The sequence below is a fragment of the Xanthomonas sp. F1 genome (assembly GCF_014199855.1).
In genome coordinates this window covers 298,882-322,002 of the sequence record NZ_JACHOK010000003.1, presented here as the reverse complement: position 1 = coordinate 322,002, position 23,121 = coordinate 298,882, and the positions used below count along the sequence as shown (strand labels likewise).

General features: G+C 68.0%; 17 protein-coding genes. 6 read left to right on the top strand and 11 right to left on the bottom strand.

All coding sequences use genetic code 11. From position 1 onward, the window contains the following. Window positions 1–572: 572 nt before the first annotated feature. Window positions 573–887 carry a hypothetical protein gene (locus GGR71_RS21050; protein WP_343160785.1) on the bottom strand — a complete coding sequence of 105 codons (315 nt, stop codon included), beginning with the start codon at window positions 885–887 and terminating at the stop codon, window positions 573–575. Here GGR71_RS21050 and GGR71_RS10230 point away from each other — a divergent pair. The 3 genes from GGR71_RS10230 to GGR71_RS10220 all read left to right on the top strand — a co-directional run bounded on the left by GGR71_RS10230 (window position 865) and on the right by GGR71_RS10220 (window position 5,042). After that, complete coding sequence (locus GGR71_RS10230) at window positions 865–2,970, top strand: glycoside hydrolase family 98 domain-containing protein (RefSeq protein WP_343160786.1); 2,106 nt, start codon at window positions 865–867, stop codon at window positions 2,968–2,970. The genes GGR71_RS21050 and GGR71_RS10230 overlap by 23 nt on opposite strands. Before the next feature lie 222 nt (window positions 2,971–3,192). Then, window positions 3,193–4,191, top strand: a complete 999-nt coding sequence (dusB, locus tag GGR71_RS10225; RefSeq protein ID WP_160957415.1) for a tRNA dihydrouridine synthase DusB — start codon at window positions 3,193–3,195, stop codon at window positions 4,189–4,191. A gap of 23 nt (window positions 4,192–4,214) precedes the next feature. Beyond that, window positions 4,215–5,042 (top strand): class I SAM-dependent methyltransferase, encoded by an 828-nt coding sequence (locus GGR71_RS10220; RefSeq protein ID WP_160957416.1) that lies wholly within the window; start codon window positions 4,215–4,217, stop codon window positions 5,040–5,042. A gap of 321 nt (window positions 5,043–5,363) precedes the next feature. On the opposite strand, the gene GGR71_RS10215 is transcribed toward GGR71_RS10220, so the two are convergent. From GGR71_RS10215 to GGR71_RS10200, 4 genes are all read right to left on the bottom strand, one after another. Continuing rightward, window positions 5,364–6,053 (bottom strand): hypothetical protein, encoded by a 690-nt coding sequence (locus GGR71_RS10215; RefSeq protein ID WP_237474229.1) that lies wholly within the window; start codon window positions 6,051–6,053, stop codon window positions 5,364–5,366. 655 nt (window positions 6,054–6,708) lie between these two features. Further along, on the bottom strand, window positions 6,709–7,782 hold the full coding sequence (locus GGR71_RS10210) for a metal-dependent hydrolase (protein ID WP_160957417.1): 1,074 nt from the start codon (window positions 7,780–7,782) through the stop codon (window positions 6,709–6,711). 375 nt (window positions 7,783–8,157) lie between these two features. Beyond that, window positions 8,158–8,838 (bottom strand): hypothetical protein, encoded by a 681-nt coding sequence (locus tag GGR71_RS10205; RefSeq protein WP_160957418.1) that lies wholly within the window; start codon window positions 8,836–8,838, stop codon window positions 8,158–8,160. Between the two features lie 183 nt (window positions 8,839–9,021). Further along, window positions 9,022–9,714 carry a hypothetical protein gene (locus tag GGR71_RS10200; RefSeq protein WP_160957419.1) on the bottom strand — a complete coding sequence of 231 codons (693 nt, stop codon included), beginning with the start codon at window positions 9,712–9,714 and terminating at the stop codon, window positions 9,022–9,024. A 365-nt stretch (window positions 9,715–10,079) separates the two neighbouring features. Between GGR71_RS10200 and GGR71_RS10195 the strand changes: the two genes are divergently transcribed. Beyond that, window positions 10,080–10,466, top strand: a complete 387-nt coding sequence (locus GGR71_RS10195) for a hypothetical protein (protein WP_160957420.1) — start codon at window positions 10,080–10,082, stop codon at window positions 10,464–10,466. Window positions 10,467–10,529: 63 nt separating this feature from the next. Here the strand turns inward: GGR71_RS10195 and GGR71_RS10190 are convergent, their stop codons facing one another. After that, window positions 10,530–12,500 carry a tetratricopeptide repeat protein gene (locus tag GGR71_RS10190; protein ID WP_160957421.1) on the bottom strand — a complete coding sequence of 657 codons (1,971 nt, stop codon included), beginning with the start codon at window positions 12,498–12,500 and terminating at the stop codon, window positions 10,530–10,532. Between the two features lie 73 nt (window positions 12,501–12,573). Between GGR71_RS10190 and GGR71_RS10185 the strand changes: the two genes are divergently transcribed. Beyond that, window positions 12,574–12,936 (top strand): hypothetical protein, encoded by a 363-nt coding sequence (locus GGR71_RS10185; protein WP_160957422.1) that lies wholly within the window; start codon window positions 12,574–12,576, stop codon window positions 12,934–12,936. Between the two features lie 199 nt (window positions 12,937–13,135). On the opposite strand, the gene GGR71_RS10180 is transcribed toward GGR71_RS10185, so the two are convergent. Both GGR71_RS10180 and GGR71_RS10175 read right to left on the bottom strand, forming a co-directional pair. After that, complete coding sequence (locus GGR71_RS10180; protein WP_160957423.1) at window positions 13,136–13,954, bottom strand: UDP-2,3-diacylglucosamine diphosphatase; 819 nt, start codon at window positions 13,952–13,954, stop codon at window positions 13,136–13,138. Next, window positions 13,951–15,666, bottom strand: a complete 1,716-nt coding sequence (locus GGR71_RS10175; RefSeq protein ID WP_184451894.1) for a GNAT family N-acyltransferase — start codon at window positions 15,664–15,666, stop codon at window positions 13,951–13,953. Before GGR71_RS10175 ends, GGR71_RS10180 begins: the two co-directional genes overlap by 4 nt. A gap of 207 nt (window positions 15,667–15,873) precedes the next feature. On the opposite strand from GGR71_RS10175, the gene metK reads away from it, so the two are divergent. Next, on the top strand, window positions 15,874–17,085 hold the full coding sequence (gene metK, locus GGR71_RS10170; RefSeq protein WP_010342184.1) for a methionine adenosyltransferase: 1,212 nt from the start codon (window positions 15,874–15,876) through the stop codon (window positions 17,083–17,085). A gap of 506 nt (window positions 17,086–17,591) precedes the next feature. On the opposite strand, the gene GGR71_RS10165 is transcribed toward metK, so the two are convergent. Genes GGR71_RS10165 through GGR71_RS10155 form a run of 3 tightly spaced genes read right to left on the bottom strand, consistent with a single transcriptional unit; the run spans window position 17,592 to window position 22,725 of the window. Beyond that, window positions 17,592–18,809 (bottom strand): histidine-type phosphatase, encoded by a 1,218-nt coding sequence (locus tag GGR71_RS10165; RefSeq protein WP_160957559.1) that lies wholly within the window; start codon window positions 18,807–18,809, stop codon window positions 17,592–17,594. A gap of 44 nt (window positions 18,810–18,853) precedes the next feature. Then, window positions 18,854–19,963, bottom strand: a complete 1,110-nt coding sequence (locus GGR71_RS10160; protein WP_160957424.1) for a Ca2+-dependent phosphoinositide-specific phospholipase C — start codon at window positions 19,961–19,963, stop codon at window positions 18,854–18,856. 47 nt (window positions 19,964–20,010) lie between these two features. Next, window positions 20,011–22,725, bottom strand: a complete 2,715-nt coding sequence (locus GGR71_RS10155) for a TonB-dependent receptor (RefSeq protein ID WP_160957560.1) — start codon at window positions 22,723–22,725, stop codon at window positions 20,011–20,013. Window positions 22,726–23,121: the final 396 nt, after the last annotated feature.

Here is a 23,121-nt window from a genome sequence, read left to right as displayed (position 1 = left end):
TGGCGCCAGCGGTATCGGATGCCGCAGCGACACTGCGCTGACATCAAACCGTGGCAGCGTGTCACTATCGCCCGCGCTGCCCGCCGCAGCGCGCTGACGTATCCGCACAGGTCGCCGCACGGCGGCGTCTCGCCCGAACAGACGGCCATGCGAAGCGCGCTGCGCATGCGTGCATCCGCGCGCCGCATGCGCCCGGCATCGGCTCGGCCGCCTGGTTATGGACCTCGATGCGTTTCGCGAAGCGTGCGCACTCGCAACCGCGATCGTGCGCCGCATCCAGCGCTGCGCGATCGTGTGGTCGCTCCGTGGTGCAGACCGCAATTGCATCGGCGTGGTCAGACCAAATCGCATCCTGCACCAACGGATATGGCGATGAAAATGCGCTAAAGCGCATTGCATCGGTGCGCATCCGTGTGCGCTTCATGCCATAGACGCCTGTTTCGTTCACGACTCGACAAACAGCGATGCACAATGTGGATCCGTTCGCACACGCGACCGAAGTCGCTTGCTACATTCACCGCCGCTCGGCAATACCCACGCGCTCTTCGCATGTTGCGACTGAGCCAGCGTGGTCAGGCCACATCGTTCCCCCCACCGATGGACCCTTCGATGAAAATGCACAAAGGATTTAATAAGTGCGCGTTGTCGTGTGCGTTGATGAGTGTGCTGTTGAGCTCATGCGGCGGCGATGACGACAGCAGCACGCAGGCTGCCGTGGCCGACATTGCCAAGAGTGTGGCCAGCGCGTGGTCGGTGACCACCCGCGCACCCAGCGCTGCGTCCAGTCCCGGCACGACCGGCAGCAGCAACAGCGGCGACGCGTCCAGCCCCTCGCTGCGCCGTCCGCTGTCGCCGAGCCAGCCGATGTTCCTGATCCATGCCGACACCTGGAATTCGGCCGATCCGCAGAAAATCATCGACCTGATCCCGGCAGATCTGCGCCCCTACACGGTGCTGCTGATTTCCCTGTCGATCAACCACAACGGCGCCACCGGCAACCAGTGCAACTGGCTGCAGGTCGAGAATGGCGTGGAGACGGCGCGCTCCTGGATCAAGACCGCCGCGGCCAACAACATGTGGGCGATGATCCAGCCGTCCAGCGGCGGCTTCACCCATTTTCCGGACTACGCACCGGACGCGGACCTGGAATCGACCGTCTACGGCGAGTTCTTCCGCGACTACCCCAACTTCATCGGCTTCAACTATGCCGAACAGTTCTGGGGGTTCGACCAACCCTGTTCCGGCTCGGTGGCGCAGCGCTGGGAGCACTGGGCCAACCTGCTCAAGCTCACCCACAAATACGGAGGCTATCTGGACGTCAGCTTCACCGGTGGCTTCTGGGGCGCGAACATCAACCCGTTGGCGATGGTCAAGCGCAACGAGCGCCTGCGCACTGCGCTCGGCGCCTATGCCAACAACTTCATTATCGAAGAGAAATTCACCAGTAACTACGGCTACCACGACAACGAGAGCGTGAGCCTGGGCATGTACCTGTCCGGCTTCGCCGGCCACTACGGCATCCGCCCCGACCGTACCGGCTGGTACAGCAGCGACAACAGCGACTACCCGGTCCAGGCCGGCTCGCCGCACGTGATCGAACACCTGACCTTTACCGGCGAGACCGTATTCGACGGCCCCGAGCAGATCATGCGCGACGCGGTGCAGACCCTACCGAACGCGACCACCACCGACGGCTACACCACGCGCCGCTGGGCGTTCTATCCGCATTTCCGCAACATCCAGCTGGACATCTACCGCAAGATCCTGGACGGCACGCTGCGTATCCTCAGCCGCAAGGACGTGATCGACCGCTCCAAGGTTGTGATCGTCAACGACACCACTACCGGCGACGACAGGAACCTGTATTCCTCGCCGGAAAGCCTGTTCTCCGGGCTCTACCTGATCGACGGCGATGGCACCTACCTCAATCAGCACAGCTGGTACAAGAAGACCGGGCGCTACCCGGCCATTCCCACGGTCTGGCAACTGACCGACGCCACCGCCAAGTCGTTCAAGGTGCAGATCCCCAAGACCGGCTACGCGGCACGCTGGCCGACCGTGGAGTCCAAGCTCGCAGAACTCAACACGCTGTTCCCGCAGGAATACAGCGGCGACATCTATGCCGGGCGCCAGGACAACACCTGGGTGACCTACAACCCGTCCAAGTCCAACCAGAGCGCCAGCGGCACCATCCCGCTCAAGTACAACACTTGCGCTGCGGTCAGCGTGACCTACGCGCCCTACACCAGCGCCGTCATCAAGGAGTTCCCCGACACGCTGTCGATCTACCTGACCAACTTCGACTCCCCGGACGGAGCGCTGAAGACCGACACGATCGACATCGACGGCGCCAGCGCCACGCCGACCTTCAGCTTCGCCGATCGCGGGGACCACCAGGCGAGCACGGTGTCCAGCATCGCCACCAACGACGGGCTGACGCTGCGCGTGGCGCACAACGGACCGCTGGACATCACCGTCCACTGCAGCGGCAACGCCAGCGGCGGGCGCCTGAGCGGAGCTCCCCAGGCAACCGTGCAGGCGCCGCCCGCGCCTCCCGTCTACACCGGCGTGCAGCAGTACGAGGCGGAGCACTTCGATTTCCGCAACATCCGCAGCCTGGTCGACAACGGCGTCTCCAGGAAGGTGCGCAACTACCAGGGCCTGGGCTACGTGGACTTTGGCACCGGTCCCACCGCCAGCATCCGCAACGACGTCCGCGTCGCCGCTGCCGGCACCTATCAGTTGCAGACCCGGTACTCGACCGCGGGCGCAAGCGTCGGCAACGTCGACCTCTACGTCAACGGCGTCAAGGTTGGCACACCGGCGTTCGCGCAGACCGCCTCGGCCAGCGACTGGGCGACGCTGCAGCAGCCGATCACGCTCAATGCGGGCAGCAACCGCATCGAGTTCCGTGCCACCACGGCACGGCCGGCTTCGCTGTACCTGGACAACATCCGCATCTCGCGCTAGCGCGAACGTGCCGCTGTCGTACGACAGCGGCACCGGCGCGGGACCGACCGCGGACCACCGTCCGCGGTCGTCGTCTCTGTGGCGGCGGGCTGCCGCGACGGCGGCCGCGCACAAGGACACTCTGCCGCGACGCAGCCACCGGGCAGACGACGCCACGCCAGCGACCACCGGGGACTGCACCGCCAGCAGGCATCGCGGAACCCGCCCCGCTACACTAGCGGCATGCGCATCGGCCCCTACACGATCGAACCGAAGGTGATCCTGGCACCGATGGCCGGGGTCACCGACAAGCCGTTCCGGCTGCTGTGCAAGCGGCTGGGTGCCGGCCTGGCGGTGTCGGAGATGACCATCTCCGACTCGCGCTTCTGGCAGACCCGCAAGTCGCTGCAGCGCATGGACCACGCCGGCGAGCCGGACCCGGTCAGCGTGCAGATCGCCGGCACCGAACCGAAGCAGCTGGCCGAGGCCGCGCGCTACAACGCCGACCACGGCGCGCAACTGATCGACATCAACATGGGCTGCCCGGCGAAGAAGGTGTGCAACGCCTGGGCCGGTTCGGCGCTGATGCGCGACGAGGCGCTGGTGGCGCGCATCCTCAGCGCGGTGGTGAAGGCCTCGCCGGTGCCGGTGACGCTGAAGATTCGCACCGGCTGGGACTGCGACCACCGCAACGGCCCGGTCATCGCGCGCATCGCCGAGGACTGCGGCATCGCCGCGCTGGCGGTGCACGGGCGTACCCGCGACCAGCATTACACCGGCCAGGCCGAGTACGCGACCATCGCCCGGATCAAGGCGATGCTGCGCATCCCGGTGATCGCCAACGGCGACATCGATTCGCCGCAGAAGGCCGCGCAGGTGCTGGCCGCGACCGGCGCCGACGCGGTGATGGTCGGGCGCGCCGCGCAGGGCCGGCCGTGGATCTTCGGCGAGATCGCGCACTACCTGGCCAGCGGCGAACTGCAGCCGGCGCCGTCGCTGACGTTCGTGCGCGACATCCTGCTCGGCCACCTGCAGGCCCTGCACGCTTTCTACGGCGAGGCGCAAGGCGTGCGCATCGCCCGCAAGCACCTGGGCTGGTACGCCAAGGACCGGCCCGAGAACGCCGCGTTCCGCGCCGTGGTCAACCGCGCCGAGAGTGCACAGGCGCAACTGGCGCTGACCGCCGACTACTTCGACGCGCTGATCGCCGGCGTGCCGCCGGCCTTGTCCGCCGCCGCCTGACGCCTTCTTCCTGGAGCACCGCCATGAGCGCATCTGCCGAGACTCCGACCTATCTGCATGGCTATTCCGAGACCGAACAGGCACGCCTTCTGAAACAGGCGCGGCTGCTCGAAGCCACCCTGTTCAACCAGATCGACTACACCGGCGCGCGGCGCCTGCTGGAAGTGGGCAGCGGCGTCGGCGCGCAGACCGAAGTCTTGCTGCGGCGCTTCCCGGAGCTGCACGTCACCGGCATCGACCTGAGCGAGGCGCAGCTGCAGGCCGCGCGCGACAACCTGCAGCGCATGCCGTGGTGCCAGGACCGCTACACGCTGCAGCAGGCCGACGCCGGCGACCTGCCGTTCCAGCCGCGCAGCTTCGATGCGGCGTTCCTGTGCTGGGTGCTGGAGCACGTGCCGTCGCCGGCGCGCGTGCTCAGCGAAGTGCGGCGGGTGCTGGCGCCGGGGTCGCCGGTGTACGTGACCGAGGTGATGAACGCCTCGTTCCTGCTGCACCCGTATTCGCCGAACGTATGGCGCTACTGGATGGCGTTCAACGACTTCCAGTACGACCACGGCGGCGACCCGTTCGTCGGCGCCAAGCTCGGCAACCTGCTGCTGGCCGGCGGCTATCGCGACGTCAGCACCGAGATCAAGACCCTGCACCTGGACAACCGCGAGCCGGCACGGCGCAAGACCATGATCGGGTTCTGGGAGGAACTGCTGCTGTCGGCGGCCGAACGGCTGCTGCAGGCCGGTGCGGTGGACGCGGACACCGTGGCCGGCATGCGCCGGGAAATGGCGCAGGTGCAGAGCGATCCGGATGCGGTGTTCTTCTACTCGTTCGTGCAGGCGCACGCCACGGTGTATTAAGCCGCGCTCATGGCGCGGCTGTTGATGCCTGCGCATCGACCGGCACCCGATACGCGGCCTCCAGGCGCCGCAGGTCGATCGCCTGCCAGCCACTGCCCTGCGCCACGCCATCGCGACGTGACGTGACGTGACGTTGTCGCGCCAGGCTGCTTCGCTGGAGATGCGGAGAAGGCTTGGCTCAGCCACCTCCAGAAGCCCGGATCAATGCGGCGCCTGCACACCAGATAGTGGCGACATGGCCGCGTCCTCTGTCTGATAAAAGGCGTCCCCGTCGGGAACGCCTTCCTTTGTCTGCACCACCTGAAGCAGTCTTAGGGAACGCTAATATTGGTATGCGTAGAGCGGGAAATATCCTTGTGAAGCGAGTGCATGAAAGGCGGCGCGGGAGGTGGCAGCGCCCAACTCGCCGTCACGAAATACGAAGTAACCTACTGCATCGCACGCCGAGACAAACAACCAGCCATTGTTCGGGTCCGGAGACGCGGCTTGTTTCGATGTGGTGCCGGCCGCAAATTTGGACCAGTAGCGCGCGGAGTGTCTGACCACGCTCAGGCCGCCCAGAACCAGCGCGCCATTCTTCGACTTGGGATCGAGCCGCGCGATGCCTTCCCGTTCCAATTCCTCGAATTGCACCGCCGCCGCCTCCAGGCCCCCGGCGTTCTGCACGATCTGGTCCATTCGCACGATGAACGAGAACTCGTAGGCACTGAGCTCTTGGCGTAGCCCGGCCAGGTTTTCGGTCATCGGCCGGAGCGGGTCGATTGCATCCATGGTGGGCTGCCGCGTGGCGATGAAGCGCTCCAGCGGCATGCCGGGGTCGTAGCCGCACTTCTCGACCAGGACCGCGAGGGTCTCGTCGGGTGAGGCGTTGGTCTCCATCAGGCAGCCGAGGTACATGTTGTGCTGGATGCCCGCCTGGTCCATCGGGTTCTCGGCCGCCAGCGCGGGGGCGACACCGAAGGCACTGCCGACCAGGAGGGCGGCGGTCGCGCCAAAAAGCGTTTTGTTCATGAATATTCTCATGCAATGGATGGAGAGAGGATGGCCCCGGTCTCCCGACGTTCCTGCGGGGACCAATGCGAGGCGACCACCGCCACACCGGCATACGGCGCGATGCGACGGTCTCAGGCTAGGCGGGTCGGCGGCGACGCACGAGGGCGAAACCGGGTCGCGACGGGAACGAACCGGGTCGAATTGACGAACCCGCGGGCACCGCCGCCGCATCGCGGAGAGGCAGCCCTGGCTTGCGGCGGACACTCCATAATCGAAGAATCAATACCTTGCGCCGATTCGTTCCCGATCCATCGCCGCGAATGCGCTGGAATCTGGAGCGCCGCTGCAACTAGGCTGATGCGAGCCTTGTGGTTGGGAAATTCACCTGCCCGCCAGCACCGCGTCGTCCATGCCGCCGTCGTCGCGGCCCTCCGAGCTTGCCGTTAGTCGCCCACAGCCACGGCACCCTGCCGCCGGGCTGCTGCCTGAAGCAGGGCCTTAAGCCGGAGGTAGTGATGAAGTTCAATTTCGACGGAGAACAATTGCGGCGATTGGTGGCCAGGTCGGGGAGCCGACCACGAGTAGCCTTACCCGAATGTCCTGGCAACCATCGCCGTCTCGCGACTTGGCGCCGGCGTGAAGGCGCATCGCGCCACGCTCCATTGCGCCGCGCTCAACGCGCCGCGGTCGGCACCTGCGCGCCGACCGGCGCGGGCGACGCCGGCTCGACCCAGATCCGTTGCCACATCCGCGCCAGCGCTGCGCGAATCTGCCCACGTGCCACCGGCGCACGGTACGCGGCCTGTAGCTGCCGCGGCGGAATCGCCGCCCAGCCGTCGCCCTGCTGTCGCGCCACCGCGAAGTTGAAGTTGTAGTCCGGTTCCAGGCCCATGCGCAGGTCGCTGAGCACCAGGTCGCCGTCCTTGACCTGCGCGCGCATGAAGCCACGGTTGAACCAGGTCAGCCGCTGCACCGCCGGCAAATCACGCACCTGCGCCAGCGCCTGGGTATTGGACGGATAGCCCTGGAAGCGCATCGGCCCGCGGTCGGCGATCAGCGAGCGCTCGCCGATCACATAGCCGCTCGGCGTCATCGCCACCACCCGCCACAACAACGTGTTGAACGGCATCGGCACCGAGAAGCGCGGCGCCTGCGCCAGGCCCATCGCCGCCAATGCGCGGTCGGCCTGCCGATCGACCAGGTGCTTGGCCAGCAGCGACCAGCCCAGGTAGGCGCTGCTCAGGATCAGCCCGGCCAGCAGCGCCTGCTGCGCCACGCGCCGCGCGCGCGCCCACCATGCGATGGCGCAGGCCAGGATCAGCCACAGCGTATAGGCGGGATCGATGATGAACACGCTCGACCACATCGTCGGCGGCGGCCGTAGCGGCCACCACAGTTGCGTGCCGTAGACAGTGAACGCATCCAGCAGCGGATGGGTGATCAGCGCCAGTTGGATCGCCCAAAACCAGCGGTGCGGCGCTTCGGCCACGCGCCCGTGGCCTAAGCGGCGGAACAGCCACCAGACCAACCAGCCGAGCAGCGGCAGCACGAACAACGAATGGCTGACGCTGCGATGCACCGTCATCAGCGTCACCGGGTCGCGAGTGAGCGGCAGCAGGACCAGCGAGTCGAGGTCCGGCACGGTGCCGAGCGCGGCGCCGGCGAGCAGCGCCGCGCGCCGGTGCGCGGCTGGCGCGATGGCCGCGGCGATGGCGCCGCCGAGTACGATCTGGGTGAGGGAATCCATTGGCCGATGCTAGCAGCGATGCGAGGATGGATGCGTGGCATTGGCGCAGCGGTAGCTCGGGTTCTGCTGTCGCAGGTGCACAACAGGCGGCACGGGCAGTTCGGCCTGATGTCGATCCTGCCAAGCACTTCCTGCGAAAGCGCCGCTGCGACCGCAAGGGCATCTCCGATGACGACGGAAGGCCTTTTGTAGGAGCGGTGTTAGCCGCGAAGAGGCATCATCGGTAATGCTCGTCGCGGCTAACGCCGCTCCTATGAAGATAACGGCATCCACGCAGAGTCGCAGCAAAGCGAATGACCTGACGTCGCTCCCTCTGTGGGAAGGCGCCCCATCAGGGCGCCTTCCCTACCCAGGCAGCGCCTGGAAGCACCCGGTTCAGACTCCGAAGTCTTCGAAGAACAGGGAGTACGCATCGTCGGAGGACGTAGCCGCCGTGCCGGGATTTTCCGATTCGAAGTAGCTCATTACGTCGACGGCGATGACGCCCAGCCACTTCCAGAATCGTCCCTTCTTCTTCGAGGTCGCCCCCTCTGCCGCGAACTGACCGCTTTCGGCCGCCTGCCTGGACCAGTAACGCGTGGAGTGCCTGGCCACGCTCAACCCTCCCAGGATCAGCGCTCCGTTCTTGGTGGTGGGGTCGAGCTTTGCCATGGCGTCCCGCTCCAGTTCCTCGAACTGTACTGCCGCAGCCTCCAGGTCCTCGGCGTTCTCGACGATCTGGTCGATCCGCACCACGAACGCGAATTCCTCGGCGCTGAATCGCTGGCGCAGCCCTGCCAGGTTTTCCGTCACCGGCCGCGTCGGATCGATCCCATCGATGATCGGCTGCTGCGTGGCGATGAACCGCTCCAGCGACATGCCGGGGTCGTAGCCGCACTTCTTGACCAGCAAGGTCAACGCCTCGTCGTGCGACGGGTTCAGGTCCATCAGGCAGCCGAGGTACATGTTGTGCTGGATACCGGCCTGGTCCACGGGGTTCTCTGCGGCCAGCGCGGGGACGCCAATGGCACCTCCAGCCAAGAGCACAAGGTTTGCGGCAAGGGACTTTTTGTTCATGTGTAGGTTCTCTCAAGGAAAGGCTATGGCGATGTGGTCTTGCTCAGACCGGGTGCAGCACCACGATGACGGTGCGCAATGGGAGGCCGTCCTTCTCGGGGCGATAGGAAATCGCACCGGCTAGAACGCCGCCCAGCGCCATGGCACTGTCCGGATCGGAACTGGACAGTCATCGGGATGGGATCAATCCGCCGGGGTGGGCGTTGTGGTCTCGCCAAGGACGATGTCGTAGACCGTGTTGGAGGTGGCGGCCGCGACGACGGGATTTTCGGTGAGCAGGAAGCCGACCGCGTCCGATCCGATGACCGCCAGCCACCGCCAGAACCGTCCCTTCTTCTTCGCTGCGGTGCCACCCGCCGCGGCCTCGCCACGCTCGGTCACGACCTTGGCCCAGTAGCGGTTGGAGTGCTTGGCCACGCTCAGCCCGCCCAGGATCAGCGCGCCATTCTTCGACTTGGGATCGAGTCGCGCGATGGCCTCTCGCTCCAGTTCCTCGAACTGCACCGCAGCGGCGTCCAGGTCCTCGGCGTTCTCGACGATCTGATCCATGCGCACGATGAACGAGAATTCATAGGCACTGAGCTGCTGGCGCAGCCCGGCCAGGTTCTCGGTCATCGGCCGGGTCGGGTCGACCGCGTCGACGATGGGCTGCTGCGTGGCGACGAACCGTTCCAGCGGCACGCCGGGGGCGTAGCCGCACTTCTTGACCAGCAGGGTCAGCGCGTCGTCGGCTTTGGCATTCAGGTCCATCAGGCACCCGAGGTACATGTTGTGCTGGATGCCGGCCTGATCCATCGGGTTCTCGGCCGCCAACGCAGGGGCGCCGACGACACTGCCCGCCAGCAGCGCGGCTGCGACAAGGAGCTTCTTCTTCATGAGCGTTCTCTCGCTATATGGAAGGGAATTGGAGATGGCTGGGATGCGTGCATCGCCCCCGGGGGAAGGCCACCGCCGCATCGGCACACGGTGCGATCCGGCGATTCCAGGCTAGGCAGGGCGACGGCGCGACACGAGGGCGAAGCCGGGTCGCCACTGGAGCGAATAGGGTCGAATTGGCGGAACTCGGATGCGAGCACCAGCTGCCGCGGGCGCACGACCCTGCATCGTGGCGCGATGTCGCCACCTAATAAATCAATGTGTTAGCCGGATTTATTCCCGGTCTATACCCGTGGATGCGCTGGCATCCATCGCAGCCCCACTCGTAGGCTGCGGGTTCTCCTTCTGCGCATTGCGAGGTTCCGATGCCTGCCTTCCGCTCCGTCTTTCATGCCGCCGTCGTCGCGGTGCTGCTGACCCTGCCCTTGGTCGCCCACGGCCACGACACCCTGCCGCCGGACTGGTGCCTGGAGGAGAGCCATGAACCGGAGGTGGTGGTGAAATTCGATTTCGACGGTGAGCAGTTGCGGCAGACGATGGACAAGTGCGGCGTGGTCGATAGCCATGAGCCGTACACGAATACGCTGAACACCATCGCCGCCTATTGCGAGGTGGTCGCGCCATCGCGGTCGGCCAAGCCCATCGTGCTCGGCCCGACGACCTTCCTGGCCCGGGACCACCACAGCGCCTACCGCATGGAGCAAGGCTTGCAGGGCGCTTGCGTGGTCTGCCCGGCCAAGCGCGGGCGCTGACGACCCGTGCGGGCGCGCCTGCGCCTCAGGGCCAACAATCGTCGGCACGGGTGCCAGGCACGCTCAGCCGAGCGCGTCCCGGCGGGTGTAGGCCAGCACCGTGTCGATCCTGGACTGCAAGGCGGCGCGCGCCTCCGCCGACAGCCCCTCGCAGTGCGCGAGCACGAAATAGGCCGAGCGCAGCACATCCCGCCAGCGCGGGTTGCTAGGCAACTTGGAGACCGCCAGGTAGCGCTCCATCGCCCGCGCGCGCAGTCGACCGTCGTCGATGTTCACGCGCCAGATCCGGCTGCGCTCGGCCAACTCCAGGCGGCCGGTCGCGGTGGCGCGCTCCCAGGTGTCGATGACCGCCAGCATCAGGTCGACCAGCGCGCGCCGGAAGGCATCGCGCAACGCAGGCGCAGCGGCCTGCGCTGGCGCGTGCTCGGCCTGCGCGGTGTCCGACGCCGTGCCACTGTCGCGTTCCTGCAGGGCGAGGACGACCAGGCCATCGCCGCCCTGCCAGGGCGCGAGAGTCGCGGCAAGCGGCCTGCCGTGCCGAGCGACCACCTCAAGGCGCTGCGTGGGGCTATCCTCCATCCGCTCCAGCGCCGCCTGCAACACCGGGCGGTCGCCCTCGGCAACGCAGGCGAACACCGGCTGCCCGAGCGGTTCTGCGTCGTCCGCGCCGCCGAGCAGCAGGCGGCCGGCGCGATTGGTGGCCAGCACCTGGCCTTCGGCATCAAGCAGGCACAGCGCGTCCTCGCGGCTGTCGAGCAGAGTCTGCAGCAGGCTGCGATCCTCGGCCAGCGCATCCGCCTCTCGCCGATAGCGGGCCAGTTGCTCCTCGTGGCGGACCTGCCGTGCGGCTTGCAGCAAACGTTCGCGCTGCCGACGACGCTGCAGCCACAGCCAGAGGCCGAGCGCGGCGGCGACGCCGGACACCAATGCCAGCCACAGCAGCAACGTGCGTTGGCGCAGCTGGACCTGGCGCAGGCGGTTCTCGCTTTGCAGGGCATCGATGATGCGCTGCTTTTCTGCGGTGTCGAAACGGATCCGCAACCAGTCCAGTTGGCGATCGTGCTGCGCGCGCACAAGTGCAGCGGCTTCCGCATTCGCGCGTCGCAGCGTGGCGATGGCCGCCACCGTGTCGCCACTATTCTCCTGCAGCCGCGCCAACTCCTCCAGCAGCGGCACCCGCACCGGATCGCCGCCGGCGGCCGCGGCCAGCGCCTCGCGCAGGCGTGCCGCGGCAGCAGCGGCATGGCCTTCGAGCCGGGCCGTCCGCGCCAGCTGCAACTGCAGCGCGGACGGCAGCGGCAGCGCCCATGCCTCGGCGAGCGCCAACGCACTGGAGCTCCAGCGCTGCGCCTGCGCCACGTCGCCGAGCGCCAATGCCGCGCGGATCAGGCCATCGTGCACACGCAGTTCGTACACCCGGCGGCCCTGCGCGCGGTACACGGCAAGAGCCTCCTGCAACCAGGCCAGCGCCTGCGCCGTGTCGCCTCTGTCGAGCGCCAGCTCGGCCATGGTCTCCTGCACGTGCGCGGCCTCGATGGCGTCGCCCTGCGCGCGGTTGGCGGCCAGCGCATCGCGGTAGTAGCGCATCGCGGTGTCGGACTCGCGCAGTTCCCGATACACGTCGGCGATATTGGTGAGCACGGACGCAGAGACCGCGCCGCGCGCGCGCTGGATGTCCAGGCTCAGCGTCAGGCTGCGAAGGGCGCCGCGGAAATCGCCGAGCCGGCGCAGCGCCGCACCGACGTTGTTCAGATCGCGCGCCTCGCCTGCGCGGTCGCGCAGCGACCGCGACAGCGTGGCCGCGCACTCGAAGCGCGCCAGCGCCTGCGGCAGGCGTTCTCGGCGGAAATCGAGAATGCCGCGGCGGCGGGTGAGTTCGTAGCGCAAGCGCGCGCCGCCGGCATCGCCGAGGTTGGCCTGCGCGCAATCCAGCGCCTGCTCGGCGGCGTCGAAGCGGCCGCCATCGAGTTGCTGCTTGGCACGTGCGAACAATGCCTCGACCCGCGCATCGCCCGCCAAGTGCGACGTCGACACGCCCGCCTGCTGCACGCACAGCAGCGGATCGGGAAGCGGACGCGGCGCCGCGGGCTCTGCGCAGCCATAGATCGTGTTCTGCGCAATCAAGGCTGCGCTCGCCGCGAGCAAGACGCCCAGGCACGTCAATCGCAGGCATGTCCGCGGCCTTATGCCAGACGCGGTGACGTTCGCCTGGACGCGATCGCCAGAACCGGTGGACCAGGCCAAGCCGAACCACGTCCCCATGAATCTGCGCAACCGGCCGCACAACGCCTTCCCTGGTTTCACGGTCTGCACAACTCCAGAACTGATCGGGATGCGACGCACGCGCGCCGCAGCGACATGGATCAGCGTGACACCCGGGCGCGATCGTGGGTTCCTGCCCGGCATGCCGCGCCGACGCATCGCAGTAGACCCGATGGCGCGGAAGCCGGGCAAGCGCGCGCGGTGGTGATGCACACCACATACGGGCCATCGTGGAATAGCGGTCACACCGGGTTCTACGCTTCCGTCCAGTGCAGGGACCGCGGCGCCACGCCGGGGCGATTCGCGACAAGGACAACTGCGGGGCGCGCAGGCGCGGCGGCAGTCGAACGCGCCAACCGCCCATTCACGCGCCAGGCTGTGCAGCGCGGCCTGGCCAATCGCCTGATTCAGGCCGCACGCGGCCAGGCGTTCTCCTGCACCAGCCGCAGGCGCGGCGGCAACTCGCGCAGCACCTCGCCGCGGTGCGAGAGCAGGCGCAGCGTGCCGTCTGCCTCCTCGGCGAGTGCGGTGAGATTCTCGACCCAGTCGCCGTCGTTGGCGTAGACCAGGCCGTCGCGTTCGAACAGCCCGGCGCGATGCACGTGGCCGCAGATCACCCCGTCCAGGCCGCGGCGACGCGCATCGTCCAAACCAGCGGTCACGAAGCGCTCGATGTAACGCTCGGCCGCGCTGCTCTGCCGCTTCAGATAGTCGGCCAGCGACCAGTAGCGCATGCCCAGGCGACGGCGCACGCGGTTGGTCAGCTGGTTGCCGGTGAGGATGCGGTAGTACAGCCAGTCGCCGAACTTCTCCTGCAGGCCGCCGAACTGGGTCACGCTGTCGTAGTCGTCGCCGTGTACCACCAGCAGGCGGCGTCCGTCGGCGGTGGCGTGCACCGCGCGCCGGCGCACCTGCATCGCCGGCAGCGCCAGCCCGCAGAAGCGGCGGATCGGCCGGTCGTGGTTGCCAGGCACGTAGATCAGTTCGGTGCCGCCGCGGGCCAGCGCGTGCAGCGCATCGACCACGCGCTGGTGCGCAGCGCCCCACACCGCGCGGCGCTGCGCCATCCACCAGAAGTCGACGATGTCGCCGACCAGATACAGCTGTTCGCAGCGCAGGCCGCCGAGGAAATCGGCCAGCTCGCGCGCGTGGCAATGCGGCGCGCCCAGGTGCACATCGGAGACGAACACCGCGCGGCGCGGCGACAGGCTGCTGACCGGATTCATGCCACCACCTCTGCTTCGTTGCGGGGACGTTCGAGGTAGCGCGCGCGCTTCTTGCTGCGGATGCGCTGCAGATCCAGCTCGATCAGGCCGTCGACCGCGTCGTTGAACGCGGGGTCCACGCCGAAGGCGAGGAAGCGCGCGCCGCCGGGCTCGCACAGATCGGTGTACTGCTTGTAGAGCATCGGCACCGCCGCGCCCAGCGCGTCGAGGTTGCCCTTGAGCACCTTGAAGGCGGTGTCGGCATCCAGTTCGTCGAACGCCGGCGGCGCTTCCGGATACGGGAACGGCCGCGCCGACGCGGCTTCGCCGCTGGCGTCGCCGTAGTAGCGGGCGTAGTAGGCCACGATCTGCTCGCGCGCCTGCTGCGGCAGCGCCGCGCTGATCGACACCGCGCCGAACAGGTAACGCACCTGCGGATGGTCTTGTAGATAGGCGCCGATGCCCTGCCACAGGTAGTCGATGCTGCGGCTGCCCCAGTAGTCCGGCACCACGAAGCTGCGGCCCAGTTCCATGCCCGCGGCGATGCGCGGCAGCATCGCCTCGCCGTAGCGGAACAGTTCGGCGGTGTAGAAGCCGGCCAGGCCACGCTCGGCCAGCACCGGCGCACCGCGGGCGACCCGGTAGGCGCCGACCACGCGCGTGGCGGCGCCGTCCCACAACACGATGTGCTCGTACCAGGTGTCGTAGTCGTCCAGGTCCAGGCGTCGGCCGGTGCCCTCGCCCACCGCGCGGAAGGTCAGTTCGCGCAGGCGGCCGATCTCGCGCAGCAGCGCCGAGCCGGCGCGCAGCCGGCCGACGCGGATCTGCTTGCCGTCCAGGGTGTGGCCGAGGCTGCGCAGACCGGCCACTTCCATGGCCAGTTGCGCCGGCTCCTCGGCGGCGACCAGGGCTTCCTCGCTCGGCGCGGCCTGCCCGCCGCTGCGGCCGAGCGCATACAGCTCGCTGCGCAGGCGCCGCATCAACTCGGCTTCGGGCAGGTCCTGCGGCAGCGCGCGGGCGCGGCCCAGGCTGAGCGCGATGCGGCGCTCGCGGCGGGCGAACATCTCCCGCGCCAGCAGCGCGGTGCCGGCCGGCTTGAACAGCGCCGAGGCGCCATAGAACAGCGCCGAATTGCGCGCATGGATGCGCACCGGCAGCACCGGCGCAGCGGTGCGCAGGGCGAAACGCAGGAAGCCGCGGCGCCAGCGCCCGTCGGCGACGCCGCCCCAGCCCAGTCGCGAGACTTCACCCGCCGGGAACACGATCACACATTGCTCCTGCGCCAGCGCCTGCTCGATCGCTCGCACGCTGGCCGGCGACGGTGCGCCGCCGAGGATGCGTACCGGCAGCAGCAGGTCGCGCAGCCCTTCCAGCGCCCACAGGAAATCGTTGGCGACGATCTTCACGTCGCGCCGCACCTGGCCCACGCAGTCCAGCAGCGCCAGGGCGTCCAGCGCGCCGGAAGGATGGTTGGCGACGATCAGCAGGCGCCCGCGCGCCGGGATGCACTCGGCTGCGGTCGGTGCGACCACGTAGCGGGCCTGCAGGAAATCCAGTCCGGCCTGGACCAGGGCAAAGCCGCGCAGGTCGCGGTTGGCCTCCAGGAACGCGTCCAGCGCGTCCAGTCCCGACCATTTCTGCAGGCCGCGCAGCAATGGCCGGACCAGCCGCGAGCGGCGTCCGGCAAACCAGTGCGGGTAGCGGTCCTGAAGACGGCGTTCGAGTGCGAGCACGGCAAGCCCCCTTGCTGACTGCGCACAGCTTCGGCCGCCGCGGCGACACCGATCTTGCAATCTGACTACGGCAAGGTGACGGGCACACCGCCGGCGCGGCAACCGGTTAACCTTGGGCAACATTCGCCCCGGGCCGCATGCACGCCGCCCGGTGGCCGTGTATCATTCGCCTCCATCTTTTCATCCGAATACAAGGATATAGCCGCGATGTCCAGCTATCTCTTCACCTCCGAGTCGGTCTCCGAAGGCCACCCGGACAAGATCGCCGATCAGATCTCCGATGCGGTGCTCGACGCGATCCTGACCCAGGACAAGCGCGCGCGCGTGGCCTGCGAAACGCTGGTCAAGACCGGCGTGGCGATCGTCGCCGGCGAGATCACCACCAGCGCCTGGATCGATCTTGAAGCGCTGACCCGCAAGGTGATCCTGGACATCGGCTACAACAGCTCCGACGTCGGCTTCGACGGCGAGACCTGCGGCGTGCTCAACCTGATCGGCAAGCAGTCGCCGGACATCAACCAGGGCGTGGACCGCAAGAAGCCGGAAGAACAGGGCGCCGGCGACCAGGGCCTGATGTTCGGCTACGCCACCCGCGAGACCGACAGCTTCATGCCGGCCGCCATCCACCTGTCGCATCGCCTGGTCGAACAGCAGGCCAAGGTGCGCAAGAAGAAGAACTCGCCGCTGGCGTGGCTGCGCCCGGACGCCAAGAGCCAGGTCACCCTGCGCTACGAAGACGGCGTGGCGACCGCGATCGACGCGGTGGTGCTGTCCACCCAGCACGATCCGGACATCAAGCAGAAGCACCTGGTCGAAGCCGTACGCGAGGAGATCCTCAAGCCGGTGCTGCCGGCCAAGTGGCTGCACAAGGGCACCAAGTTCCACATCAACCCGACCGGCAAGTTCGTGATCGGCGGGCCGGTGGGCGATTGCGGCCTGACCGGGCGCAAGATCATCGTCGACACCTACGGCGGCTGGGCGCGCCACGGCGGCGGCGCGTTCTCCGGCAAGGATCCGTCCAAGGTCGACCGTTCGGCCGCCTACGCGGCGCGCTACGTCGCCAAGAACGTGGTCGCCGCCGGTCTGGCCGACCGTTGCGAAGTGCAGGTCTCCTACGCCATCGGCGTGGCCGAGCCGACCTCGATCTCGGTCACCACCTTCGGTACCGGCAAGATCGCCGACGACAAGATCGAGAAGCTGATCCGCAAGCACTTCGACCTGCGTCCGTTCGGCATCATCCAGATGCTCGACCTGATCCACCCGATGTACCAGCAGACCGCCTCGTACGGCCATTTCGGCCGCACCCCGAAGGCCTTCACCTACACCGACGGCACCGGCGCCCAGCACCAGGCCACCGCGTTCTCGTGGGAGAAGACCGACCGCGCCGAGGCGCTGCGCGCGGACGCGAAGCTGAAGTAAGCCGGCCTGCCGCGCTTGCGACGAAGAACGGGCCGCACTGCGGCCCGTTCTGCGTTTGGGGATGGAATTTGGCCAGGGGCGTATCCGCAGCGGGAACGTCTTCGCGTAGGAGCGGCTTCAGCCGCGACAGCCTTCACTGGAATGCCTGTCGCGGCTGAAGCCGCTCCTACAAAAGCAGGCACGACCTGCTCGCAGAAGCGAATAGCATTGAACACTCGCCGACGGTGCGATGGCGCACATGCTTCCTTGTGGGAGGAACTTCAGTCGCGACAGGCGTTCCCGGCAAAGTCCGGTACGCCTGAAGCCGCTGCAACAGCGGCATCCTTGGATGCATCGGCAAACCAGGGGTCCGATGGCATTCGCGCTGCTCGTCATGGCTTCCAAACTCGCAGCCTGCCGTAGGAGCGGCTTCAGCCGCGACGGGCATTCCTACGAAAGCCTGTCGCGGCTGAAGCCGCTCCTACGACGAGCAGCGAGCGGCAAAGCAAAACGAGCGTCGAACCGGCTCAGCCGCGCTGTTGCAGCGCGGCCTGCAGCAGCGACTGGAACTTCGGCAATGGACACAGCCCGCTCGCGGCGTCCGTGCAACCGGGAATCTGCAGGGTCTGCAGCAGCGGCGGGTGGCGCAGGCTCAGCGGTGTCAGCGCGCGCAATTGGTCCAGCGACTGCGCCTGGTAGCGCACGCGCACGTAGCGCTGGCCATCGCGCGGGTCGCGCACCTGCTCCAGCACCAGCGCGCCGCCCGGGGGCGCGTCGTCGCGACCGAAGCCGGGCAGATGGAAGTGCAGGTCGAGCAGGCCGCTGAGCGCGGCGATGTGGGTATCACTGGCGACCAGCACGCTCAGCCGCGGCGCATCGGCTGCGCCCAGGGTGTCAAGCAGGCGGTGCGCCAACGGCGCGCCCGCGCGCGAGGCCATGTACTGCGGCCGTGCATAGATCTCGAACAGCAAGGCATGCAGTCGCGACACCGCAGCGATGCGCGCCGGGGTCGCGCGGCCCCAGCCGACCTGGTCCAGCGGCATGCCCTCGGCGTATTGCAGGATGAACACCTCCGCCGTGCCCGAGGTCAGGTCCAGCGGTCCGTGCAAAGCCAGGCTGCGCCCGTTCGCACCCGCGGTCAGCGACGAAGGCATGTGCGCGAAATCGCAGGTCTCGCTGCAGCCAAGGATCTCCTGCATGGTGCGCAACTCCCGCGCATACGGCGCCAGCACCGCGCCCGGGCCGCCGGTCTGGCGCTGGATCGAGGCCACCGCCGCGTCGGCATCGAAGTCCACCGCACCGGCTTCCACCGGACGGAACAGCGGGTCGTCGCTGCCCTCGGGCTGGTGGCCGGCCTGCAGATGGCAGCCGGGCGCCAGCGTGTCGGCGAGCAACTGCGCGCTGACGATGGTGCGCTGGTCGGTATTGGCGTAGATGCTGACCGTGCCGTCGGCGGGGCAGCCCTGCGCCGGCAGCACGCCATCGCGCTGCAGCCATTGCCGGGTGTAGTCGCCGCTGCGCTCCACCGCAGTGCGGCCATGCGCGGTGAGCAGGCTCGGTGGCGTGTCCCACACCGGCCAGGGCTGCGGCGCCAGCGCGGCGGCCGCGGCCTCGCCGGGCAGCGGCGCACGCACGCCGTGGCGGAACAACATCCACACCTTTTCCACCTGCAGCGCAGGCGCGGCCTTGGGCGCCGGCCGCGCCTGCGCGCCCAAGGCCGCCGCTACCAGCACGACCCACAGCATCCAGCGCAATTCTGTCTTCATCGTCGTTCCCAAAATGGAAAATCTCACGGTGCGGTCGCACCGCACGCGGCCGTGACCCGGTCGCAGCGCAGGCCCGTGGCAATACCAAGCCAGTAGCCCAGCCGCTGCGGATCCGGCGCGCCAGCGTAGTAATCGGTGCTGATCCATTGCGCGCCGGCCTCCAGTGCCGCCTGCGCGCGGCGGCGGTCGTGCGCGCGCGCCTCGCGGCCGTCGGCGTCGGCACGGGTGCGCACCACGAAGCCCTGCGTCACCAGCGCGCGGATCCGCGGCGCCTGCGCCAGCGGATCCTCGATTGACAGCACCGCGGCCTCCGGCTGGTCCGGCGCGTACCAGCCGAACATCATGCGGCCACGCAGCGATGGATGCTCCTGTCGATACAGCGCCTCGTGCCGCGGATTGCCATCGAGTACGAACAGCAAGCGGCCACGCGCCTGCGCCACGCGCGGCCAGGCATGCGCCAGCACCGCATCGCGCAGGCTCGGCGCATCGCCGCGCACGTCGTCGGGCACGATCAGGCGCGCGCGCCCGACCACCTCGACGATGTCGCGGTCCAGCGCGTCCAGATCGACTGCATCGAAGGCGGAGCGATGCGGCCACACGCGCGGCACCGGATCGAAATCCACCGCATTGACCAGCACCACCAGCGGCGCATGCCGCGGGTGCGCGCGCGACCAGGCGGTGAGGATCGCCAGGCAGTCGCGGAAGCGCAGGCAATGGCTGGCGTAGTCCAGCCCCGGCTGGTGCAGGACCTTGGCGCCCGGCGCGCGCATCCTGGCGCGGGTCGCCGCATCGGCACGCGCATACGGCGCGGCATACAGGCCGCCGTGCGGGTCGGCGGCCACGTCGAGTTCGAGTTGCCGCAGCCCCAGCGCGAGCTGGGCCTGCAGCGAAGGATGGCCATAGGCCAGTGCCGGCCATGCGGCGGCGTCGTGCGCCTGCAGGCGCTGCCGCACCTGCGCGGTCGGCACCGGTCGATAGCTGTTGTGCGAGCCGAGCAGTTGCACCTGGTCCAGGCGCAAGCCGTCGATCGGCACTGTCGCTGGTGCCGCGCTGGCTGCTCCAGGCAGGCCGATCAGCGCCAGCCAGACGCACAGCAGCGCGCGGCCGACAACGCCCCACCCGCCGCGCGGCACGAGGCCATGCGGCGGGTGGCGACGTCCCGCGTGCGCAGGCGCCCGCTTCAGAACGTGTACTTCACGTTCAGCAGCGCGGTGCGGCCGGCATCGACGATGTCGGAGATCGCGGTGCTGTTGTGGCCCACGTGCGCCCAGTAGCTCAGGCGGTTGGTGAGGTTGGCCACCGACAGGTCGGCGCGCAGGTGCTCGTTGAAGGTGTAGCCGACGTGCAGGTCCACGCGCGTGATCGGCTTGACCCACAGGTCGTCCCAGGTGGCGCCGCGGTTGTAGTAGTCGTACACCGAGACGTATTCGCCGGAGTAGTGGTAGGCCAGGTTCACCGACAGCGGACCCTTTTCGTAGAACAGCTCGGCGTTGGCCATCAGGTCCGGCGCGTTCTGGATGCGCTCGTCGTGGAACCCGTCCATGCCCAGGTCCACGCGGGTGGTCTGGCGGGTGAGGTTGGCGCCGATGCCGAAGCCGTCCAGCGGTGCCGGCATGCCCTGCAGGGTCTGCCGCACCGCGGCTTCGAAGCCGAGCACCTTGCCGTCGCCGCCGTTCTGCGGACGCACGTAGCGCACGTTGCCGGCGCCGGCGCTTGTGCCGGCGTTGGCCGGATCCGAGCCGCTCTCGTAGATGTAGTCGGTCAGGCGCTTGTAGTAGCCGGCCAGCATCGCGTGGCCGCCATGGCCGTTGTCCCACTCGCCGGACAGGTCCACGTTGAGCGACTTGATCGGCTTCAGGTCCGGGTTGCCCTCGGTGATGACCGTGGTGCCGTCGCTGGAGACGTCGTAGTTGGCGCCGCCGCCGAGCTGCACCAGCGCCGGCCGGGTGTAGCTGGTCCACACCGAGGCGCGGTACACCGCATTGCCGTCGCCCGGGCGGTAGTTCAGGAACACGCTCGGCAGCGGCACGTCGTAGCTGGTGCGGTTGCTGCTGAAGAAGCCGGGCAGCTCGTTGCCGTTGGCGTCTTCGGGCATGGTCCAGAAGGTGTTGCGGATGCTGGTGTGCTCGAAGCGCACGCCCGGGATCACTTCCAGGTCGCCGGTGCGGAACGTGGCCATCGCATACGCCGAGGTCACCGCTTCGTCGCCGCGCATGGTCGCGCAGTTCTGGTTGTTGATCGCCAGGCTGCCGCAGGTGTCGAAGCTGGCCGCGGTCAGGTGCTGAGCGATCATCGCCTTCAGCCCGCCGTTGCTGAGCTTGACCGTCGGCCACGCGTACTTGCCGGGGTACACCGAGTCGTACTGGCCGACCACCAGGCCGGTGTCGCGCAGCAGGGTGCCGTCGGTGAACTTGCTGTTGGTCCAGTCGCGCGAGGTGAAGTCGCGGGAGCTGTCGACATACTTCACGCCGAACTGGATGTTGCTCAGCGCGCCCTGGTCGAAGTCGTAGCGCACGTCGAACTTGGCGCCGCCCTTGGTCTGGCCGCTGTAGGACTTGGTCAACTGGCCGTAGCGACGCGCATACAGGCTGCCGATGTCGCTGGCCTGGGCCTGGATGGCCGGGGTCAGCAGCGGCTTGGGGAAGCCGTCGCCGTCGTAGCCGGAGAAGGTGTTGGCGCCGCCATAGGGGAACTGGGTGGAGGCGTACTGGTCCACGCGCGCGGAGATTTCCACGTGGTCCGGGCGATCGTTGTCGCCGTAGCTGTAGAACAGGTTCGGCGACAGCGTCCAGTTGCCCAACTGCTTGTCGGCGCCGAACTGGAAGGTGGCCAGGTCCGCCACTTCCGGGTTGGTCTCGTACCAGTAGCGCACCGCCACGCGGTTGATCTGCGGCTGGTACACCCCCGTGGTGCCGATCTGCACCAGGCTCACATTGGCCGGCACCAACTGGGTGTAGCCGGTGTTCTGCTCGGTCTTGGCGTAGGCGTAGGTGGCGCGCGCGTACAGCTGCAGGCTCGGGTCGACGTGCCAGTCGAAGGACACGTTGCCGCCGTAGCGCTTGGTGTCGCCGGCGGAGTAGCCGATGTTGGCGCCGGTGGCCATCAGCAGATCCTGCGGATCGTAGCCGGGCGCCGGCTGGCCGCTGGCGTCGGTGCGCGAGAAGTAGCGCTTGTTCCAGTCGCCGCGCGAGGCAGCAGCATTGGCCACTTCGCTGTTCACGTAGTGGCGCTCGTCGTAGTACGCGCTGGTGTAGACGCCGAACTGGTTGTCGCTGCCGAACTTGGCATGGAACTCGCCGGCTGCGCCCTTGCCCAGGCCATTGTCGCCGTAATCGCGCGCACGGCTTTCCATGCGGCCGCTGGCGGTGACGCTGCCGCCCATCGCCTCGCTGTAGTCGAAGCCGCTGGGGGTGCGATAGTCGATGGTGCCGCCGATCGCGTCGCCGTCCATCGCCGCGGTGGAGGTCTTGTTCAGCACGATGGTCTGCAGGCCCGACGGCGGCAGCAGGCTCAGCTGGACGCTGCGGCTGTAGGGTAGGCCCTGGGCGACGTTGACGCCGTTGATCAGGTTGACGTTGTACTCGGCGTTGAGGCCGCGCACCGAGGCGAACATGCCTTCGCCGCGCGCGGCGCCGTCGACGCCGCCGAAGTACGACTGCCCGGTGTTGACCACGTTGACGCCCGGCAGCAGACCCAGCGCCTCGGCGATGTTGTGCACGGCGGTGTACTTCAGGTCCTCGGCCGACAGCACGTTGGCCGTGTTGGTCGCGGCCATCTGCATGTCCGCGGCATTGTAGCGGGTGACGGCGACGGTGATCTTGTCCAGGGTCTTGGCGCTGGCGTCGGACGCGGTGGTCTGCGTCTCCTGCGCATCCTGCGCCTGGGCCAAGGCCATCGGCGCGACACCGAGCAACGCTGCGGCGATCGCCAGTGACAGGCGTTTTTGAAGATGGATCGAGTGCGACATGAAGAATCCGAACGTAGGCACGGCCAACGGAAACATTCCGCAGGCCGGGCATGGAGGGGAGAGAGGCCGTGATCGCGTTCACGGCGGCGCGCATTGTTCGGGTTGGCGGCTGCAATTTCGTGACAACGATGTCATCGGCAACCATCGGCGGACGATTCGACGCTATTTCTGCGCAATTCGGCACAACCGAATCATTCGCCCTGCCGTCTTGCGGCTGCGGCGCCGATGGCGGCGCGACACCTTGGCCGCTTCCGTGGACGCGGCGGTCAACGCTCCCGCACGCGATGCCTCGGACCCTGGTCGCAGCACGAGGCGACGACGCCC

Bases quoted from the DNA above. Each gene is read 5' to 3' on its own strand.
- GGR71_RS10215 (WP_237474229.1), bottom strand. From the start codon at position 6,053: ATGAACAAAACGCTTTTTGGCGCGACCGCCGCCCTCCTGGTCGGCAGT.
- GGR71_RS10230 (WP_343160786.1), top strand. From the start codon at position 865: ATGTTCCTGATCCATGCCGACACCTGGAATTCGGCCGATCCGCAGAAA.
- GGR71_RS10205 (WP_160957418.1), bottom strand. From the start codon at position 8,838: ATGAACAAAAAGTCCCTTGCCGCAAACCTTGTGCTCTTGGCTGGAGGT.
- GGR71_RS10210 (WP_160957417.1), bottom strand. From the start codon at position 7,782: ATGGATTCCCTCACCCAGATCGTACTCGGCGGCGCCATCGCCGCGGCC.
- GGR71_RS10195 (WP_160957420.1), top strand. From the start codon at position 10,080: ATGCCTGCCTTCCGCTCCGTCTTTCATGCCGCCGTCGTCGCGGTGCTG.
- GGR71_RS10155 (WP_160957560.1), bottom strand. From the start codon at position 22,725: ATGGCCTTGGCCCAGGCGCAGGATGCGCAGGAGACGCAGACCACCGCG.
- GGR71_RS10180 (WP_160957423.1), bottom strand. From the start codon at position 13,954: ATGAATCCGGTCAGCAGCCTGTCGCCGCGCCGCGCGGTGTTCGTCTCC.
- dusB (WP_160957415.1), top strand. From the start codon at position 3,193: ATGCGCATCGGCCCCTACACGATCGAACCGAAGGTGATCCTGGCACCG.
- metK (WP_010342184.1), top strand. From the start codon at position 15,874: ATGTCCAGCTATCTCTTCACCTCCGAGTCGGTCTCCGAAGGCCACCCG.
- GGR71_RS10165 (WP_160957559.1), bottom strand. From the start codon at position 18,809: ATGCTGTGGGTCGTGCTGGTAGCGGCGGCCTTGGGCGCGCAGGCGCGG.
- GGR71_RS10220 (WP_160957416.1), top strand. From the start codon at position 4,215: ATGAGCGCATCTGCCGAGACTCCGACCTATCTGCATGGCTATTCCGAG.
- GGR71_RS10200 (WP_160957419.1), bottom strand. From the start codon at position 9,714: ATGAAGAAGAAGCTCCTTGTCGCAGCCGCGCTGCTGGCGGGCAGTGTC.